This window comes from Listeria booriae (genome assembly GCF_000766865.1).
In the GTDB taxonomy this organism is placed as follows: domain Bacteria; phylum Bacillota; class Bacilli; order Lactobacillales; family Listeriaceae; genus Listeria_A; species Listeria_A booriae.
Map to the genome: position 1 here is coordinate 1 of NZ_JNFA01000005.1, position 20,516 is coordinate 20,516.

The 20,516-nt window shown below is 43.5% G+C and carries 17 protein-coding genes and 1 pseudogene; 5 read left to right on the plus strand and 13 right to left on the minus strand.

What is annotated here, in order from left to right; translation table 11 throughout:
* From EP57_RS02290 to EP57_RS02320, 7 genes are all read right to left on the minus strand, one after another.
* The coding region (locus EP57_RS02290) for an MSCRAMM family protein (protein ID WP_036083845.1) at nucleotides 1-1,832 on the minus strand (1,832 nt) is incomplete at its 3' end.
* Nucleotides 1,833-1,889: 57 nt separating this feature from the next.
* Complete coding sequence (locus EP57_RS02295) at nucleotides 1,890-2,069, minus strand: hypothetical protein (RefSeq protein ID WP_036083847.1); 180 nt, start codon at nucleotides 2,067-2,069, stop codon at nucleotides 1,890-1,892.
* A 153-nt stretch (nucleotides 2,070-2,222) separates the two neighbouring features.
* Nucleotides 2,223-2,891: a cyclic nucleotide-binding domain-containing protein gene (locus tag EP57_RS16320; RefSeq protein WP_052167492.1), complete on the minus strand. Its 669-nt coding sequence runs from the start codon at nucleotides 2,889-2,891 to the stop codon at nucleotides 2,223-2,225.
* 266 nt (nucleotides 2,892-3,157) lie between these two features.
* Nucleotides 3,158-3,712 carry a TMEM175 family protein gene (locus EP57_RS02305; protein WP_036083849.1) on the minus strand — a complete coding sequence of 185 codons (555 nt, stop codon included), beginning with the start codon at nucleotides 3,710-3,712 and terminating at the stop codon, nucleotides 3,158-3,160.
* Nucleotides 3,713-3,894: 182 nt separating this feature from the next.
* A complete protein-coding gene (locus EP57_RS02310) occupies nucleotides 3,895-4,314 on the minus strand; it encodes an ester cyclase (RefSeq protein WP_036083851.1) in 420 nt (139 codons plus the stop codon).
* Between the two features lie 93 nt (nucleotides 4,315-4,407).
* Complete coding sequence (locus tag EP57_RS02315) at nucleotides 4,408-5,025, minus strand: acetyltransferase (protein ID WP_036083854.1); 618 nt, start codon at nucleotides 5,023-5,025, stop codon at nucleotides 4,408-4,410.
* A 116-nt stretch (nucleotides 5,026-5,141) separates the two neighbouring features.
* Complete coding sequence (locus EP57_RS02320) at nucleotides 5,142-8,492, minus strand: GH36-type glycosyl hydrolase domain-containing protein (protein WP_036083856.1); 3,351 nt, start codon at nucleotides 8,490-8,492, stop codon at nucleotides 5,142-5,144.
* A 280-nt stretch (nucleotides 8,493-8,772) separates the two neighbouring features.
* Here EP57_RS02320 and EP57_RS17405 point away from each other — a divergent pair, with 280 nt between their 5' ends.
* The 3 genes from EP57_RS17405 to EP57_RS02340 all read left to right on the plus strand — a co-directional run bounded on the left by EP57_RS17405 (nucleotide 8,773) and on the right by EP57_RS02340 (nucleotide 11,593).
* Nucleotides 8,773-9,513 carry a metalloregulator ArsR/SmtB family transcription factor gene (locus EP57_RS17405; RefSeq protein WP_077916751.1) on the plus strand — a complete coding sequence of 247 codons (741 nt, stop codon included), beginning with the start codon at nucleotides 8,773-8,775 and terminating at the stop codon, nucleotides 9,511-9,513.
* 116 nt (nucleotides 9,514-9,629) lie between these two features.
* A complete protein-coding gene (locus EP57_RS02335; protein ID WP_036083857.1) occupies nucleotides 9,630-10,346 on the plus strand; it encodes a cyclic nucleotide-binding domain-containing protein in 717 nt (238 codons plus the stop codon).
* A 134-nt stretch (nucleotides 10,347-10,480) separates the two neighbouring features.
* Complete coding sequence (locus tag EP57_RS02340) at nucleotides 10,481-11,593, plus strand: ABC transporter ATP-binding protein (RefSeq protein ID WP_036083858.1); 1,113 nt, start codon at nucleotides 10,481-10,483, stop codon at nucleotides 11,591-11,593.
* A 246-nt stretch (nucleotides 11,594-11,839) separates the two neighbouring features.
* Here the strand turns inward: EP57_RS02340 and EP57_RS02345 are convergent, their stop codons facing one another.
* Entirely contained in the window at nucleotides 11,840-12,196 is a 357-nt protein-coding gene (locus tag EP57_RS02345; protein ID WP_036083859.1) for a winged helix-turn-helix transcriptional regulator, read from the minus strand.
* A 137-nt stretch (nucleotides 12,197-12,333) separates the two neighbouring features.
* Between EP57_RS02345 and EP57_RS02350 the strand changes: the two genes are divergently transcribed.
* Nucleotides 12,334-13,515 carry an MFS transporter gene (locus EP57_RS02350; RefSeq protein WP_036083860.1) on the plus strand — a complete coding sequence of 394 codons (1,182 nt, stop codon included), beginning with the start codon at nucleotides 12,334-12,336 and terminating at the stop codon, nucleotides 13,513-13,515.
* A gap of 2 nt (nucleotides 13,516-13,517) precedes the next feature.
* The gene (locus EP57_RS02355; protein WP_036083861.1) at nucleotides 13,518-14,333 is read left to right on the plus strand and encodes an aldo/keto reductase; all 816 of its coding nucleotides are present in this window, start codon (nucleotides 13,518-13,520) and stop codon (nucleotides 14,331-14,333) included.
* Between the two features lie 470 nt (nucleotides 14,334-14,803).
* Here EP57_RS02355 and EP57_RS02365 read toward each other — a convergent pair whose 3' ends face one another.
* The 5 genes and pseudogenes from EP57_RS02365 to EP57_RS02390 all read right to left on the minus strand — a co-directional run bounded on the left by EP57_RS02365 (nucleotide 14,804) and on the right by EP57_RS02390 (nucleotide 20,368).
* Nucleotides 14,804-15,217, minus strand: coding sequence for a thioredoxin family protein (locus EP57_RS02365; protein ID WP_036083863.1), 414 nt, complete (start codon nucleotides 15,215-15,217; stop codon nucleotides 14,804-14,806).
* A 1,551-nt stretch (nucleotides 15,218-16,768) separates the two neighbouring features.
* Nucleotides 16,769-17,185: pseudogene (locus EP57_RS17410) on the minus strand (hypothetical protein); the annotation flags it as partial.
* Between the two features lie 1,162 nt (nucleotides 17,186-18,347).
* Complete coding sequence (locus tag EP57_RS02380; RefSeq protein WP_036083867.1) at nucleotides 18,348-18,959, minus strand: HAD family hydrolase; 612 nt, start codon at nucleotides 18,957-18,959, stop codon at nucleotides 18,348-18,350.
* Between the two features lie 16 nt (nucleotides 18,960-18,975).
* Nucleotides 18,976-19,347 carry a hypothetical protein gene (locus tag EP57_RS02385; protein ID WP_036083870.1) on the minus strand — a complete coding sequence of 124 codons (372 nt, stop codon included), beginning with the start codon at nucleotides 19,345-19,347 and terminating at the stop codon, nucleotides 18,976-18,978.
* A gap of 67 nt (nucleotides 19,348-19,414) precedes the next feature.
* A complete protein-coding gene (locus EP57_RS02390; protein WP_036083872.1) occupies nucleotides 19,415-20,368 on the minus strand; it encodes a LacI family DNA-binding transcriptional regulator in 954 nt (317 codons plus the stop codon).
* Nucleotides 20,369-20,516 lie beyond the last annotated feature (148 nt).

The following is a 20,516-nucleotide window of genomic DNA, read 5'->3' on the forward strand; positions in this document are numbered from 1 at the left end:
ACAAGTGTACCGTCTACGCTGTAAAGAGATACGTTTTCGCTGACACCTTGACCGCTTGGTGTGTTAATAACACCTGAAATCGTTGTGTTGGCTTGTTTTCTTAGCGCGATGCTGTAATCTGATGATGTGTTTTCGCCATTAAGTTGGATGTAATTACTGTTACCATCACTACCATAGCCGTTACTGCTTGCGAAATCATAGTTGCTAGGAATCACTACTTTTGTATAGTAGTTTCCTGCTGCTAGGCCTGTGAAGTTGTAGTTACCATTTGTGTCTGTTTGTTGTGAATCAATTAGATTTCCTTGTACGTCATGTAATTCGACACGTGTGTTTGCAAGTCCAGAACCTGTTGCTGCATCTGTTACTTTACCGCTAATTGCAGAGCTGTCTGTTACTTGTTTTCTTAATGCGATAGAATAGCTAGTTGATGAGTTGCTACCATCTAGTTGGATGTAGTTACTGTTACCATCGTTACCGTAGCCATTTCCACTCGCAAAGCTGTAATCAGTTGGGATTACTACTTTTGTATAGTAATTTCCTGCTGCTAGAGCTGTGAAGTTGTAATTACCATTTGTGTCTGTTTGTTGCGAGTCAATTAGATTTCCTTGTACATCACGTAGTTCAACACGTGTGTTTGCAAGTCCTGCGCCTGTTGCTGCATCTGTTACTTTACCGCTAACTGCAGAGCTATTTGATGTACTTAGACCTAGATTCAACTCATTGCGAAGTGTTTGTTCACTTGCTACAGTGAAGTAACCTGTTGTTCCGTCAGCACCAAATTCAGCACCTGATTGATATTTATAACCATCTGGAATATCTGCTTTTGCGTAATATCTACCTGGTTCAATTGCGTCAAAATGGTATGCTCCAGCGCTGTCAGTTGTTGCATCAGCTACTTTTGCTCCGGCTTCCGTGTATAAAGCAACGTGGACACCGCTAATACCAGCTTCTCCGCCGTCTTTTTGTCCATTTTTGTTTGCATCGTTATAGACATAGCTTTGGATAGCGCCTTGTTGTGGATAGAAGCCAAAGTGGAAACCAGTGATTGCGTTACCGTTTGAAATCGTAAAGTAACTAGAGTTGCCATCTGCTCCGTTGATGCCTTGTGTTGTGTATAGTTTTTCGTTCGTTGGGATAGTCGATAAGTCAACATGGACATAGTATGTGCCGTCTGGTACGTCTGCGAATGTGTAACGTCCATCTGCTCCTGTTGTTGTCGTTGCTACTAACGAACCTTGTGTGTTAAATAGTTCGACTTTAATTCCGGCTACACCTTTTTCACCAGAATCTTGTGTTGTATTTCCGTTTAAATCTTCAAACATCACGTCACTAACACTACCTAGTTTAGGCGCTTCGTTTGGATAAAAACCGAAATGATAACCTGTTACAGCATTACCGTCTGTAATCGTGAAGTATGTTGAGTTACCATCAGAACCGTTGATGCCTTCTGTTGTGTATAGTCTTTCATCTGTTGGTAGAGTAGACATATCAACGTGAAGATAATAAGTGCCATCTGGCAAATCTGTAAAACTATATCTGCCGTCTGCACCTGTTGTTGATGTACCTACTAATGTTCCTTGGTCATTGTGAAGTTCTACTTTGATTCCAGCAATGCCTTTTGATTCACCAGCATCTTGTTTGCCGTTACCATTTAAATCTTCAAACATCACGTCACTGACGCTACCTTGACCACTTGCTTGTAGTTGTTTTAACGTGTTTTCTGCGGCGGATACAGGTTTATAAGGCTGAACTACTGGCGTTAAGCTACCTAGTACCAGTACACCTGTTAAGATACCTGTGCCCCATCTTTTCATTGCTTTGTGTTTCTTCATTATTTTGTGTCCTCCTAATTTTGGGGAGCCCCCATTGGAGCCCCTCCCTTTTACTTATTATGCGTGGTCGTGCTGTTTGCGCTTATTCTTAGCAAACAAGAGAACGGCTGTCACTGCTGCAATTCCGACACCGATCGTCGCTGCCATTAGCGGGTACCCTTGGAGCATTGCTGCGCCGATAATAGGGCCACCACCTGTCATTGGTACCAATGGATTTAAGTTACCACCTTGACTCATTGTTTAGCCTCCTTATAATTTGAATTATTTTTTTAACCTGGATATTTCCCTACTTAGCTGGAATCAGGCCCGAGCAACTTTTGAAAAGGCATATGTGCACCCCCTGTTTTCTATGTTTCATTTATAATATAGCTTGACTATTCAAAATTTTATTTAGAAATTTTCTTTATTTATTCGGAAGAAACTTTCTTGATCTGCTGGTAGGAGAAAACCTTCTCGTCTGAATTTCTCGAACAGCGACTTTCCTGTGTTGAAACTCAGTCCTAAATAATTGGTGACGCACTTTTTTCCAAAACATTTTGGTAAAGCAACCGCATCACCATCTGAAATTCCGAAATCTTTCGCCAATTCCATCAACATTTTCTTTGATCTTTGATTCCCCTTGAGATGTAGGTAGGAGCAACTTTTTTGTATCTTATTTTTTTCTTCTTTATTTAAAAGGTACAGGTATAGCCAACCTTCTTGCATCGCCATTAGCAAATCTAGGATCTCGACTTTTTTGAAAACAAGTACTTCTAGTTTTTCTAGCGCCATCACAGTGTATGGTTGAATGTCGTTGAAAAGAAAAGTTTCTAATCCGACAAAATGCGCTTCTTTTGAGAAATTTAAAAATGTATCATATTTTTTAAAACCGACGATTCCTTGTTTAATGTAGAAGACAAGTTCGTTTTTTTCGCCTTCCTCCATAAGAACTTGATTTTTGTTTACCTTCTTTTCTTTCGGAATCACTCGATGTGCGTTCATTAAAAGGTCTATCAGCTTTTTTTCGTTGAATAGTTGTTCGACTTCTTTTTTCTCGTACAGTTCCATTAAACCGTTCACATCAATAACCCCTTCCATAGGTTGTTGTCCGAATGTATGTTGTCGCGAACCTGTTACTAAAAAAATAGGTTGATTACTTTACTTTATCATTCTATAAAAATTAGCTTGGAATAAAAACAGCAACTTGACACTTTCGGGAGCTTTATATTGTATTTTCTGTTACAACGTGAATTTCTTACATACTGCATTTTTCGACAAAAGCCCGTAAAACTCTTGTTTTCAGGTACAAAAAAGAACCTGCTCTTTGTGAACAAGTTCTGGTTTTCTTATTTAATTTCTGCTCTACTGCTCATAAGTTTTACAATCCATCCGATGATTGGAAAAATAATGAACAGTACCGATGAGGCACGTGGAGAGAAAAAGCTGATGACGCCAATCGCAATAACAAATATAAAACTAGCCATGCGAAACTTCCAATTATCCACCCGCATATTTCTATCATTTAAATAATAGAGTAGCAATTGGTAAATAATCGATGTAATAAGTATCGTAGCGACAAAACCTATAATTGGTGATGTTGAATCAGGACTTTCCATAACGCCTCTTGTAAATAATGGAACAAGTGATAAAACCAGCAAAAACAAGATGTTCAAAAAGACACCTACTACCGGAATTGATTTTGCTTGGTCAAGAAGTTGGCTGTGTGAATACCAAAACTGCCCGATAATCAGGCCGCTTTCAATGAAAATAAAGATATCCCACATGAACGATTCTATGTTTGCTACGGTAAAACTCGCTGGCAAGGTCATACCTAAAACTATAATTGTGATAATAATAGCAAAAACACCATCGCTAAAAGCTTCTAGTCTATTTTTAGGCAAAGCTGTTTTCCTCCTCTTTTGTTGTCATGTATTGAAATTGCTAAACAATACAATTTTACTTCTGATGGGCCCAAATTTCAATTGATAACGGCATCATTTGACGAGGAAAAAGAGTGATTGTCACCTGGTAGACATAGTATGTTGGGGACAGTGAGGGTTATTGTTCTATTATATAAAATGATTCATGCTTTATTCTGCTTTAGCTGCGTTTCAATTCCAGCTCGGTCTATTTGAATCCAATACTCCACAATTTTCTCATTTTGAATGCGGTAAACAGCGCTTGCGATTTCAATCACGGGTAATCCTGTCGGTTCATAGCCATCTACGGTGCCGATATGCGTGCCGACTTGCTTCCAGCGAACATATACTTTTTCATCGGTTGCAATACATTCTTGCAATTCTACAGAAAAATCGCCATAGGCTTCTATCATTTCGTGCACATGATCCGTGTAATCTTGCGGCGTTCTCACAACAGTTTGGGTATTTTCTGAAATAACTTGGTGTGCGTGAATCGTTTCTGCCATATATTTTGCGGCGCGCTCAGGATGACGACCAGATCGGACTTCTTCAAAAAACTGTTTTACCAATTGTTCAGATTTCATTGGGACACCTCCGATTTATATTTTATCATAAGGTGGTACCGGCAAGAACAAACCAAGATCCTGATTGTGACGGGAATCTTGGTTTGTTTTTGCTTATTTTTCTAATTTTCTAGCCGGGATGCCGACGTATGTTTGATGTGGCTCGGTGTTTGCCGTCACGACTGCGCCGGCTCCGATGATGGAATAGTCGCCGAGCTGGACTTGCGGATTCACGACGGCTGCAGCACCGACATGGACGCAGGTTCCGATTTTGACGCCGCCTGTGATGGTTGCTCTTGGGGAGATGTGGGCAGATTCGGAGATGATGACGTCGTGTTCGATGATGGCGCCAGTATTGATGATTGTATGGCGGCCGACGATGGCATCTGGTTGTATGACGGTGACTGGCATGATGATGCTACCGGGTTCGATGGTAGCCGTTTGTGAGACGATCGCTGTTGGATGAATAATCGTTGCATACGCGACATCGCCAAGTTGTTCGGCCACTTTTGCTCGTACTTTGTTATCGCCGATTGCTATGAACCAGTAGTCGGTTTCGTTTTTAAATTGTTCAAAGTCGGTGAATGGGGCGTAGAATTGCTCACCTATTTTTTCATACGCGGTGAACTTGTTATCTAGAATGCCGACAATCTTGTATTCGCCTTGTTGCTGGATACATTCTTGCGCTACTTTACTGTGCCCGCCCGCTCCGACAATAATGACATTTTTCATGTACCGTTCTCCTTTAAAATCGCGTGACTTTCTTTTAGTATAACACGGAGAACCATTATTTTTTTAGCAAAATTAGAACACCGCAAAAATCGAAACGTTTTTATTTTAAGTCAAAATTACATATAAATTTCAATCGTATTATCTGTTGCTTGGAGCTTTGATTCTAGCGCGGCTTTCGATAGGAGAATTCCGCCTTCACGATAGCGGTTTTGCGCAGTTTCTGTTGCTATCGCTTCGCCGTTTAGCGTCACGTGACGATTCGAATTCCCCATCAAATGATAGCAGAAAGTTACCGGTTTTCCTGCAAATGTGAATTGGAATGTTAAGCCGTCCAAACGGTCAACCAGCACAGGGTCAAGCAGTAAATCCTCACCAACCGTGCGGATTCCGAGCACATTCGTAATTAGCTGATTTAAATAAATTCCCGGACCGCTCGAATAAATTCGCCAGCCACCTTTAACCGTCACATCTCCCGTTTTTAACTTATCAAACTGTTCTTGCGCCTCATATCTCGTCTTGAATTTGCCATCTGAACTACTGAAATACGCATTGCTTTGGCGGCGCTCCGCATTTGGCACGACATCCTTAATATTAATCGGATTAATCACATTTAGCGCGTGCCATGCTTCCTCTTTCTTGCCAAGTTTCGCCATCGCTTCCGTGAACCTAATATGCGCGTGGACATACTGCAAACCAACCTCACGGCCAAAATTCGCGGCTTGTTCTGCCCGTTTAAAATTCGTGCTAACACCACCTTGATATGTTGCGGGGCGGTTCATCAGACGAACACCATCTGGACATTGCAACTCCCGTTTAATAAGCTGATAATGCGACTCCGCCTGATTTGGCGTCAAAAGCTCCCCAATCATACTGCGCGTCATCGGCAACAACCGGTACTGAATGCCAGTTTTGCGATCCGTCGGGTGAATCATTAACTCCACTTGTTCCGGCGTTTCCATGTACACAAAACCAGGAATAACATCCGTAGACAAAATATACGTATTAAAATCCGCTTCGATTCCTGCTACCAGTTTCTCAAGTTCCTGTGATTTCTGCGGATCAAACGTTGCAATCGCTTTAGCAAACTGCTTCATCGTTTGGTACGTCAAAGCCACCGTCCAACTGCTCGCCATATTGCTCTTCAACTGAGCATCATGTGGCTGAAGCGTGTCATCCCAATCGCCGTCGCCATAACAAGACAGATACGTGTCAAACAAGAAATGATCCGTAATATAACTAATCTCCTTTTGTAAATGCTCATAAATCGTCACTTCGTAATCCGTGTATACCAGTTTTTCACGACTCATATACGGGACTTTCACGTCCAAAATGGAATAATCATCCGTCGCCAGCAAGTAATCACTCACCGCTTTCAAAGGCCAAACAATCACATCCCCGTGGCTCTCCGCCGCATGAATATTCGCGTATTCATCAAACATGAACCACTGCGGCCAGTTGCCATCATCATCAAACTGATGCGAAAAGACCCGCGTCAAAATCGACTTCACAATATCATAACGCTGCATCGCCATAAAATATTCCATCGGACCTTGGCACACATCGCGCGTTCCCCAAGCCGCACCGCCGTACTGCTCTAAACCATGTGGCACCAAGTAATGCACAAACATATTATGCGTGTACCACCATGTCAATGCGTTCATTTTGCGCAGTTCCGCAGTCTCTTTTCCATTTTGCGTTAATGAAAAATCATGCATCACTTCCGCAAAATGCGCCCGATATTTCTCACGTTCCACATCAAAAATACCAGCACGAGCTTCAAAATCCGCACCGTCCAAATTCCCTTGCAGCACCAGTCGAAATTCCGCCGTAGCCGCCAAGTCCAGCACAACAAGTGACCCCGCGCCCACCGTAGCATTCTCCATCAAGCGCCTCGCATCCACAACATCAAACGCCGCATTCACCTGCAAATAATACGTCAAATCCGGATACACCTTCCCAGGAACCGCCTGCGCGTCTACCGAAAAGCGCAACAAATTCCCGTCACGTTCCATCCCAAACGCCGTCCGATACTCATTCTCGTTCATAATAACCTGATTCGTCACCAAATACGGGTATGCCTTCCCGCTTTCCGACTGAACATCCAGCGTCATCTCCGCCCCGTCCACCGTCGTGAACACCGACACAAACAACGTCTCCGTCTCCGTTTTATACACCCATTTCGCATAATTAAATCCAATCTCAAACGCAGAAGGCATCGCGAGCAACTCATATTTCCCAGCCAGTTTCACGTAAATCCGTTGCCCCGACGTTTTCAGCACATTCAAGAAGTTTCGCACATTCGTCATCATTTTATTCATCGACGTGTTTCCCATCACGACCTGCGCATTGAAAATCCCCGCCATATAAAGCGTCGACGTCAAAATCGGCGTATCAACCCGCAACTGGTCCCCGCTGAACAAAATATGCCCGTGCGGACGCTCCATCATCATCTCCTTCTCCTTCAAAACCACATGCTCATGGCTTCCCGTAAAGAAAGACAACAACTGATTCCCGTCCCATTCCTCCTGGTACCGCACGTTTTCCGGGTACAACCGCTCCAAAGCATCCCCGTCCAAGCTCACCGTCCGCAACACATCCCCAATATCGTCCCGCTTGCACACACGATCCTGCGCCACAAACCCGCTCTCCGTCTCAACCTCCCGCCAAGCAATCCGCACCTCATCCATAAACCCAAGCTCCGTAACCGCCTCAGCATGCGACTCCTTAAACAGCGCGTAAAAAACAAACCTCGCGTCCCCGTCCAGCCTCACACGCTCCGATTGCAACGTTGTATACGCAAACTCATACTGATACACCTCACTCGGCAAATCCGCACCGCGCAACACCTCCGCAACATTCGACGTCTTATAAGCCAGCCCAAAAAACTGCGTCCCATCCGTCGCAAAACCAACATTTCGCGTCAAAGACCCCTGCTGCAAATACGGAAACACCTTGTCCCCCTGATTCTGCCTCGAACAAACCACATACCCACAATCCGCGTCCTCAAAAACCCGATGATCCACATATTGCGCCACGTACGCCTCATTCGCCTGCAAAGCCCCAACGTTCGCCAAACCAACATCCTGCCCATAAATCACATCTACCGTCTCGCCATTCCCAGACAACTTCACGTCCCAGAACCAGCAATCCCGCTCTGAAAGCACAAATAAAACCTCATACGAAACCCCTTCAAAAGCCCCCGTATAACGCACCTGCCGCTTCCCAAAAGCAACCTCACTCTCCGATTTCACACCAAGCAACGGCGCCGAATCCACCGTCCCGTCCTCCCGAAACACCCGCAAAAACAAATTATTCATCGAACCATCAATCTCGTTCGCCCAAACCTGATTCAACATCGTGTCACCGAAATCCGCCGCATACAAGTCCCCACTTTTCAAAAACGACACACATGCAGACTCCGATTTCAACTCAAACCTATTATTTTCTAACCCTTTCAATACTCTCATCACTTGACCTCAACTTTCTTTTCATAATTCTAAACGTTTCACCAAAATCATCACAAAACCCATTAGTTAGCGTTTTCATTCTTAAGTTAACATCTAAAAACAGAAACATTTTATCGAAACGTTTCTATAGCTATTTTTCATTATAATCGCTTCCCGAATATTTCACAAGTCATACCCATTTCCATAAAAAAACTTGACAAGACACTATATGGTGTCCTATAATAAAAACGACAACAAAAGGTGTCCTATTATTTTATCCATAACGAAGGAAGTGAATGTGATGGACGTTAACGATATGAATCAGTCGAAAGATGTCTACAATGCCATTGCTGATCCGACAAGACGGGAGCTACTTCGAATTTTGGCAAATAGCGAGGAATTGCCTTTATATGAAATCACACCACATTTTAAAATGGGCCGTACAGCCGTTTCTAAGCACTTGGCAATTTTAAAAGAAGCGAATCTTGTCACAGCTCGCAAGGTAGGAAGAGAAACACGATACCGCTTGAACGCCGCACCATTGCAGGAAGTTCAGAACTGGGTATCCTTTTACGAGAATTTTTGGAACGAAAGCTTTTTAAAACTAAAACAAATATTGGAGGAACAAGACATGAAACCAGATGTATCATTAGATTTCACATTCGCAACAACCGTAGAGAAAGTATGGAACGCACTAACCGACTCAAACGTTCTGGCTCAATGGATTTGGAACAACGATTTCAAAGCAGAAGTAGGTCACAAATTCCAATTCCGCGCAGAGCCTTCCGAATGGTGGGACGGCATTGTTGATTGCGAAGTCCTTACAATCGATGAACCAAATAGCATTTCCTACACATGGGCAAGCGCTGGCGAAACAACAACTGTCGTATGGACAGTAACGAAAGAAGCTGACAACACAGTTCGCTTACGCCTTGACCAATCCGGATTCAGCGAAGAAACGAAAGCCCGCGAAGGCGCAATCGAAGGCGCTAAATACGGCTGGACTTCAATGGCTGACAAACTAACAACTATTTTAGCCTAAAAATAATGACCTGATTTTCCCACGCACTATCGGAGAATCAGGTTTTTTCTATGCGTTAAAAGTTTGCTCCTAGGGTATAATATACTATTCGAAATCCAGAAAGGAGCATTTCCACTATGTATCAAAAAGAAACGCTACAATCCATCGCATCGCCAAGCAACGTTTTAAAAATCCTTAAAAAAAGCGACCTATTCTACGACCATTGTATCGAGGAACGCTTGGCAAAAGGCGAAATCGTAACTACCGCTCGCCAACCAAAATACTTCTACCTCATCGAATACGGCCACCTAAAATATAAATATACCGGACTTCTAGGCATTGATTTCTCTTATATCGTGCAGCCCGGCGACTTCCCGCTGCTACCAATTACCGAAGAAGATACACCCATCGCCTCCGAATTCACCGCCCTAACAAAAGTTACTTGGTGGAAAATCGATTTTTCCTTTTTCCGCAAATTAATTATGCAGGAAGAAAACGGCGACTTAATCCTACTACAACACCTGCTAAACAACCGTACCAAGCTATTTTACAATGTTATCCGCGACCGCATGGACGGCAAAGGAAGTCTCTATTTCACGCTGGATAAACTACTAGACATGGGCTTTAGGAAAGGTGTAAACGAAGTCGAACTCCCTGAATTTCTGACCTATGACTTACTCGCCGAATTATCACACACCTCAAGAGCCTTCGCCGCGCAAGTTCTAGCAGACCTCCGCAACAAAGATGTCTTACTCTCCAATAAAAAACCATGGATCGTCACGGATGAAAAACTACTACGCCAACTACTTGCCGAGTCTATCCCGCCTACTGTGAACGATCCATTTTCAATCTAGTTTCCGGCAGCTTATGCAACCTGCCCAATTTCAAATTTTATTCTTTGTGCAACCTGACATAGTTTTCGTGAAGCGTTTTCATATACAATGAAATCAAAGTTAAACGAAAACATTTTGAAAGGGAGTTAACGAACATGGCACAACTATCACTGGAACATATTTATAAAATATACGATAACAAAGTAACCGCAGTAGAGGATTTTAACCTTGAAATCGCGGATAAAGAATTCATCGTTTTTGTCGGACCATCTGGTTGCGGTAAATCAACAACATTACGTATGATTGCAGGTTTGGAAGAAATTTCAAAAGGCGAACTTCGCATCGACGGCAAAGTAATGAACAACGTCGCACCAAAAGACCGCGACATCGCCATGGTTTTCCAGAACTACGCACTATACCCACATATGACCGTGTATGACAACATGGCTTTCGGTTTGAAACTACGCAAAATGCCTAAAGACGAAATCAAGAAGCGCGTAGAACATGCAGCCAACATCCTAGGCCTAACCGAGTACCTAAAACGTAAACCAAGCGCATTATCCGGTGGTCAACGCCAACGTGTAGCACTAGGCCGTGCCATCGTCCGTGACGCAAAAGTCTTCCTAATGGATGAACCTTTGTCTAACCTTGATGCGAAACTTCGTGTACAAATGCGTGCCGAAATTACGAAACTACACTTACAATTAAACACAACAATGATTTACGTAACCCATGACCAAACCGAAGCGATGACAATGGCGACACGTATCGTTATTATGAAAGACGGCGTCATCCAACAAGTCGGTTCACCAAAAGAAGTATACGATCACCCAGTAAACATGTTCGTCGCAGGTTTCATCGGAAGCCCAGCAATGAACTTCTTTAAAGGCAAAATCAGCGGCACACAATTTATCGGCGACGATTTCAGCATTGAAATCCCAGAAGGTAAACTAAAAGTGCTAAAAGACAAAGGCTATGACGGCAAAGCAGTAACATTCGGTATTCGCCCAGAAGACATTCACGACGAGCCACTAGTAATCGAAGCAAGCCCAGGCTCTACATTCGACGCCGAAATCGTTGTTGCCGAACTAACCGGAGCAGAATTCATGCTACACTCCAAAGTAGGCTCCCACGAATTCGTAGCCCGCGTAGACTCACGCTCCACCCACGAACCGTTCGACAAAATCAAATACGCCTTCGAAATGTCCAAATCCCATTTCTTCGACGTAGACACAGAACTCTCCATCGTAGAAGACGGCCGTGACTAAAAATAAAACGGTGACTTCATGCTCTTAAATCTCTTAAAACATGAAGCCCCCACCAAACCTCAGCGAAGCGACAAGTGCTGAGATCCTAGGCAAAAGCGAGTACCGAAGCGGAGCGTACTTACGTACGTGAGCATCGGAACGGAGCTTTTAACGACGGAGATTAGCGCTTGTCGCTTCGCTGAGCCGATGATGTGAACCTCTCACTCTATATAGGAAGACCCTGGGGCCCCAACTCCCCAGGGTTTTTCATTTATTTAAAATACTGTCTTCTAGAAACTCCAAACGATCCCCGCATGTCCGTTCAATATGAACATCACCCCAATTACACAAAGCCGTCAAAATACTTTCCAACGACTTGCCATACTCGCTCAATTCATATTCCACTTTTGGCGGTACCTGGTTATAGACAATCCGATTGATAATACCGTCATGTTCTAGCTCTCGCAATTGCTGTGTGAGCATTTTTTGCGTGATGGATGGGATAAGCCGCTTTAGTTCGCTCGTTCTTTTCTTCCCGTGCGTTAGGTGGCATAGAATGACACATTTCCACTTGCCGCCAATAACTTCGAGCGTTGCTTCCACCGAAATATTATATTTTTTCATCGCATTTTTTCTCCTTTCGATAGGTACTAAAAAGTGCCTACATTACAAAAAAGTACGTACTTGTTTTAATGTCTACTAAGTATCATAATAACACTTGTCATTAAAAAAGCAAGCCGAATTTGGAAGGAGTTTTTAGATTGAAAGGGAACCGAAATATTTTTGCATTATTGGCTTTGGCTGTTAGTGCTTTTGCAATTGGAACAACGGAATTTATTAGCGTCGGGTTGTTGCCGCTCATCGCGGAGGACTTGGCGATACCCGTTAGTACTGCGGGATTAACCGTCTCACTTTATGCGGTCGGCGTCATGTTCGGCGCACCAATATTGACTGCACTCACATCACGAATGAATCGCAAAACATTATTACTCGCCATCATGATTGTCTTTATTTTAGGAAACACGATTGCAGCGTTCTCCACAACGATTGCCTTACTACTCATCGCTCGCGTCGTATCTGCCTTCGCGCATGGCGTTTTCATGTCCATTGGGTCGACCATCGCGGCTGACCTTGTGCCACCAAACAAGCGGGCCAGCGCCATTTCCATCATGTTTACCGGTCTCACCATCGCAACCGTGACCGGCGTCCCAATCGGCACACTCGTCGGACAACAATTCGGCTGGCGCACCGCATTTATCGGCATCGCAGCACTCGGCGTCATCGCGCTCATCGCCAATCTCATCCTGATACCGCGCAATTTGCGTCCAGGCGCCAAAATGACGCTCGGCGAACAAGTCAAAGTTTTAACAACAGGGCCACTGCTACTCGTATTCGCTATCACGGCACTTGGCTACGGCGGCACATTCGTCGTCTTCACCTACCTAACACCATTACTAGAACAAGTCACCGGCTTCCCAACAAGCACCGTCGCACTCTTACTTTTCATCTACGGAATCGCCATCGCTGTCGGAAACTCGATCGGTGGAAAAGTCGCCAACAAGCAGCCAATCCAAGCCCTGTTCTACATGTTCATCGCACAAGCCGTCGTGCTCGGCCTACTCTACTTCACCGCCCCATCCAAAGTGTTCGGACTCGCAACAATCCTACTCATGGGCATCTTCGCCTTCATGAACGTCCCGGGCTTGCAAGTCTACGTCGTCATCCTAGCCGAGAAATTCGTACCAAAAGGCGTCGACATCGCGTCCGCACTCAACATCGCAGCATTCAACGCAGGCATCGCACTTGGCTCCTATCTTGGCGGCCTCGTCATCACCCACATGCGCATCATTGACACCACTTGGGTCGGCATGATTATGGTTCTCATCGCCGTCGCCCTAACCGCTTGGAGTAAAAAATTAGAAACAAAACAGGAGGAATTTTAAAAATGAAAGCAGTCAAATTAGCAAATGGAATCCACATGCCCGTCCTTGGACTCGGCGTATTTAAAGTAGAAGAAGGCGCAGAACTCGTATCCGCCATCAAAGAAGCCACCCGTCTTGGCTACCGCAGCATTGACACCGCAGCAATCTACGGAAACGAAACAAGCGTTGGCCAAGGCATCCGCGAATCAGGCATCCCGCGCGAAGACCTCTTCATCACATCCAAAGTTTGGAATGCCGACCTTGGCTACGAAGCAACACTCACCGCTTTCGACGAATCCCTACGCAAAATGGAACTTGACTATCTCGACCTCTACCTCATCCACTGGCCAGTCGAAGGTAAATACACCAACGCTTGGCGCGCCCTTGAAAAACTACATCAAGACGGCCGTATCCGCGCAATTGGCGTTAGCAATTTTCAAATTCACCATCTCGAAACACTCAAAAAAACAGCCACCATCATGCCTGTCATCAACCAAATCGAACTCCATCCCCAACTCACACAAAAAGACCTCATCGCATACTGCACCAAAAACAACATCCGCGTCGAAGCCTGGTCCCCCCTCATGCAAGGCGGACTTTTCGATAACCCGACACTCCAAGAAATCGCAACCCGTCACGGCAAATCCGTCGCCCAAGTCATCCTGCGCTGGGACTTACAAAACGACATCATCGTCATTCCAAAATCAACAAAACCCCATCGCATCGCAGAAAACATGGCCATTTTTGATTTCGAGTTAAGTGATAAAGAATGTGCGCAGATTGATGCTCTTAATCAGAATCTACGCGTCGGGCCTGATCCGGATAATATTGATTTTTAATTGAACGTATGGGATGAATGTTAAATATAGCTGGAGACTGCCGTACCGATTATAATGGGTCGGATGTAGTCTCCGGCTTTACATAGATCAGGCGAAAGTATTACATTCAAGGAGTTTGGAAAGCTTCCAAAAGAAGGAAGTCGTTCATGGCAAGTGGCTAGTTTTTAACCTTTCCTTCCGCTCATTTGCATGCAGTTTCTTCAAAAAAACATCTCCGCAATCTTACTTCTTTTTGAGCGCACTTATTTTATACCTTGACTTCACATTAAAAATTGGCAGGCAACAATCAGCCATGTATGTATATTTAGGGTACACCCTCATCAGACAATTCAAGGGACAAAAAAACCACCGCGGAAAAGGAAGTAACCGCGACGGTCAAAAAGGGACATGAAGTACAGGGCACAACCATTTTCAGGCGTGCCCTCTGTTGTTCATTATTCAACAACTTTATCAACCGTTATCCATGAGGACTAATCCATAAATGAATCAATTTTACTCTTGTCTTTTTCATATAATAAAACTTTTTGTACTTTTCCATTTTCAATTCGAACTAGACTTGGTACTGATGAGACATTAAACATACTAACAGTCTTAAAGAACGTGTCTGATTCTTTGAATGTATCTGTATTGAAATACAGTACTTTTATTTTCTTACTATCAAGAACTTCCTCTAGTTTCGGTTGAAATATCTTACACTCTGGACATGTCGGTCTGCCGAAATATACATAACGAACGCCTCTAGTTTCTTTCGAATCTAACAACGAAACGATTTCCTTCTCTTTGTCTACTTCTACTAAACCGTAATCATTTTTTCCGCCACATGCTCCCAGTATAAGAATCAGCATCATACAAATTAAGAGTGACAAGATTTTAGTTATCTTCATTTTGTTTGTCCATCCTTCTATTTTGCAATCTCATCCATATAGTAATAGGCGCACATATACAAAATAGTATAATTTGTATTATAGTTACAGCTTTTTCACCTATCAACGGCTCAAACCATGATGCTATCATTATTCCAGAAAACAATATGAGCGCATATATAAAAAAATCGTATTTTTTTTTATTCTTATTCATAGTCTCACCTTCCATCTATACTACCTACACTGTTCAAGGATAGCTGCTATACCTAACAGATCCATTAACGCATTTTTCATATCTGATCTTAGATTTTTCCCTATTGAATTGATAGTCTTTTTAAGAGCCGCAGCCTTAGTCCGTTTCTTCGCGTAGTATTTATACGATATATAAAATTGTTTGGCAAACTTCGTAGCACCACCCAATGCCTTCATAGCAGCCTTTAATTTTAATATCTTAGCAGCAGGAAAACCAAAACTAACAATTGCGTAACCTATTGCTATGGCACATCCAGCAACACCACGCGTCGATATTTGATTAGGATCTTCTACATAGAATTGTAACTGCTCATCATTTGTAACAGCAACTGGGTATCCAGTCTCCTCTTCAAGCCATTCAACCGTTTTACTCTCTCCACTATTGACTACAGACTCAGGAATCTCTTCCACTGCAGTATATATTTTCTCCACTACTTCCATTTCATCTTCGTTGTAATCGCCCTCTTTAATGCCAAGTTCTTCATTTGTCATCGTCTCAAAGTTAGGAACTTCTTCCTTGATAGAATCACCTAATGAAAAGCGCGTAGCATTTTGGAGCGCTATCGTTTCACCATTAGCATCATACGCCGTTATCCTAGCATAATAGTTCTCTGTATTCGCGAAATTAGGGTTATTTATTTGGTATACTTCATATGGGTTACTCGATAATTCTTGCCCCTTATTATCATGATGTAGCCCTTTAAATCCATTTATAATTTCTTGATTTGTCGGCCAAATCCCTTTATCTTTTGACGTCCACTCATAATTTTCTCCTACGTCATAACCATTGTATAAATAGCCGTCTGATAGCCATACTTTATAGCCCGCTGCGTTTGCTACTCCTCCCCATTTTAAGGTGAAGGAACCTTGATTATTGCTAACTGTACTATCTACATCTGCAAATGATAAATCTTCTAATGGCATTGTAACAACTTCCGCTTCCGAAACAGGGCTTTCTTGATCCGCAAATACGGCTACCACACGCGTATAGTAAAACAAACGATCACTATAATTTACATTTGGATTTGCTTTGTTCGCTGCTGTATATGTCTTCATCGGATCCATTGGTAGTTCACTACCTGTTCCATCGGTATGCAATTGGTAGTTTCCATTCGCAATATCTGTTTTAGATGCCCACAATTTCTTCCCTTTGGTACTCCAGTTAGTTGTTTTACCTACATTTACGTATTGATAGTTAAACCCGTTGAATAGTCCAATTTTATAAGAAACGGCATCGGTAACTGGTTGCCAACTGACATCCAAATACCCTGTACTTGCATCATCTTCTGAACGATAACTCGTTACCGTTGGCTTGGCCATTTGCTCGATCGGCATAACTGCATCGGTGATGTCTGATGTTGGACCATCTCCCCATGGATAAACGGCTAAAATACGCACAATATATTTCTTCTGGTTGCGTAAACCAAACGTACTTCCTGCTTGGTAGCCATTCTCGTACAAGGCACGTGGATCACTCGCAAACTCCACTCCTTTGCCGTCTTGGTGAAATTTATATTGTTTATTTGTTATTTCCGCTTGTGTCGGGAATATTTTCTTTCCTTTTGTCGACCAGTTCGTTACATTCCCTGTATTGAAATATTCGTAGTTATAGCCATTACTGATGACTACTTTATAATCAATCGCGCCGGATACCGCTTTCCATGAAATATCCATATAGCCTGTTCCGGTGCCTGCACCATTTGATACCGTTTTAATGACAGATTTCTCTGGTTTTGCTGGCAACGTTTCAGGTGGCATCACGGCCTCTGTAATATCCGATGTTGGACCATCGCCACTTGTATAAATCGCTAAAATACGGACAATATATTTCTTTTGCCCACGCAACGTCCATGTCGTTCCAGCTTTAAATGTATTCTCATAAAGTTGCGTCGGGTCATTCGCAAATTCGGTTCCTTTGCCATCCGTATGGAAACGATACAGACCTTTGTCTAGCTCTGCTTTGGTAGGAAAAATCCCTTTGCCTTTCGTCGTCCATGATGTTACATTTCCCACAGAAAAGAACTCATAATTGTAACCGTTTCCAATTATCACCTTATATCCAGTAGCTCCTGGCATCGCTTTCCACGAAAGGTTCATGGCACCCGTGCCTGTCCCAACGCCATTCGATACGGTTTTGATGGTTGCTTTTTCTGGCTTATCTTGCACGCTTCTTAGCATTCTTTTTCCTTCATAGTATGAATCCACCCAGTCTACATCTTCCTTCATAGCAGGAGCTTTTGTCTCTTGCTTCTCTTCAACAACTTCTGGTTGTTCTGGTACACCCTCTACTGTTGTTTCTGCTGGTGGCACTTCTTGTTTCACGGGCTGTTCGCCATTCGTTTGCCCTTCAACATCTGTTGCTTTTTCTGGTGTCCCTTCTACCGTTGTTTCTGTTGGTAGCACCCCTTGTTCCGCATGTGGTTCGTATGCTGGAATCGTAGACACAATCATAGCAATAGCGATCATGACTAAAAGTAATCTTGATAATCCCTTTTTCATCTTGTTACTCCCCTTTTTCTGTTTGTAGTTGTGCTCCTTGCTATTAGCAAAATAACACAACTAAAATGTAGCATATTATGCATGCCTAAGCAATATATTTTTTCTTATATCTGTAAATATGGGAGAACATTCGTCATGTTTATCGCCCATATTTCAACATCCTCACCTTTTTAAAGCCTATATTATCAGTATATCTTAATTCTTATTACACGTAACATGACATAGATTCTAGAAATTTAAAATTAACCTTTACACTTTCAGCTCTTAATATAATAGCTTCGAAAAGGCAATGGTTTCTTCCTTTGGTAAATCATTCTTACCATTCCAAACTTTTATTGTCCTAAAAAGAAAAACTGCATAAACAATGAACCTAGGATTCACTATTCACACAGTTTAAACTTTATCGTCTTACATATTTCAAAACATCACTCGGCATCTCCAACACATGATTCGCCCGTTCAAATCCGTCCGTCGTCTTCGCGCCCCATAAAGCCAACGCAAAATTCGCACCAGCCGCATGCGCGCATTCCATATCATATGTAGCGTCCCCAACATAAAGCGTCGTCGCAGGATCAGCACCGAGCATCGCCATACATCGCAAAAGTGGGTCAGGATGCGGTTTATGATTCTCCGTGTCACTCGCACAAACAATCGCGTCAAAATGCTCCGCCAAATTAAACGGATAAAACCCTGTCTCCATCTCATCCGCATTCTTCGAAGTCACTACGCCAATTCCGTCTAATTTTTCAAGCACCTCAACGATCCCGTCGAAAATCTCCACGTCCTCCGTCAATTTCGCCTCCATCGCAAACCAGTCCGCCATCACGCTCTCCTGATTCTCCACACCGAGTTGCGCTAGCGCCTTCGCGCCCGTAATCCCAAGCGCAAATCGCAAATCATCCAGCTCATAATCCAAGCCAGCGTTCCCAAACGCGACCTGTAGCGCATGCAAAACTACCCGTTCCGTATCCAAAAGCGTCCCATCCACATCAAAAATTACCGTCTTATACATCTCACCCGCTCCTTCATCATTCTACAAAATGGTGCTGATGATGCGTCGTATACTGGCGGCTCTTCTCAAACGTAAACTGCATCATATCCGCCGACTTCGCCCCGTAACGCGCCGTCCGCAACTCATGCGCAAACACACTCAAGTCACCGTCCGCAAACTCATCCAACTCAAACACCGTATCACCACAAGCAAACGTCACATATATCCGTCCATTTTCAGGAATAACCGCAATATTTTTCAATTTAGCAATAGGGAATGTCTGCCGTTTCTTCATACCTAGGCTATAATTCCGATCAAACACCAGATAATCCCGCTCCAAATAAAATTCACCATACTGGAATTCCATACCTACGTTCATCGACACTTTACACATACCTTCAACACGCATTCTCATCGCCCCTTTCCGAATTCTATATCTTAGTTGTAAACGATGAAATGGGTTTCAGGTCAAGCTTTTAAATCGAATTTCTAAAAATTATTTCGTGACGCACTTCCCGTTTTTCAATTTCCGCCCCCAAAAGAAGCTCCACAGCAACACGTCCCGTCTCCCGCACGCTCTTATCGACCGTCGAAATATCCAGCACATCCGCAATTTGCAAATTCTCCTCACCTAAAATCGCAATATCCCGAGGTACATCAAAACCGTTCCGCGTCGCATAATAATACATCCCCGCAGCAACCTCATCCCCATTCGAATAAAGTGCCGTCGGAGGCTCATCCAACGTCAAAAACCTCTCCGCAGCACGCTTCCCGTCCTCCACATTATAACAATCATATAAAAAAAGCTCCGGATCAATCGCGCCAAACACCGCTTTATACGCTTCCATTTTCCATTTTGTCGTATTGCTCTGCTTCTCATGGCGTCCAACCGTAAACGCGACCCGCTCATGCCCACGGTCCTTCAAAGCCTGAAAACCATCCATGCACGCCTTCATTTGATCAACATACACACAAGAAATCAGCGGATGATCTATGTACTCACAAGCCACAATCGGACCATATTTAGCATACGGCGCAATCGTTTCCCAATTATTTGCACGCGACGCAATCACCAAGCCATCAATCCGCTTCGTTTTCAGCATCCGCAAGTACCGCTCTTCCTCTTTTTGATCGTAAGCCGTCGGACAAATCACCACAGAATAACACTCCGCAAAAGCCGCTTCCAGAACACCATTCATCAATTTATCAAACCACGGATGATCATTATAAGGCAAAACAAAGCCAATCGTATTCGTCCGACCACGACTAAGGTCCACCGCATTACGATTCGGCGTGTAATCAAGCTCTTTCATCACCTCTTGAACGCGCTTACGCTTATCGCCTGTCACATACGGGTGATCGTTCAAAACCCGTGAAACAGTCGTCACAGAAACCCCTGCAAGTTTCGCAATATCCTTAATATTCGGCAACTCAGACACCTCCTGACTTCTTCTCTTCTATCATACCGATTAATCTCCGGTTCCTCAAGTCTCATTATTGTACAAATAAATTCCCATCTTGACTTATGCGCATATAATGCGTATAATATGTATTGAGAAGAGAGGTGAGCTCATGCCT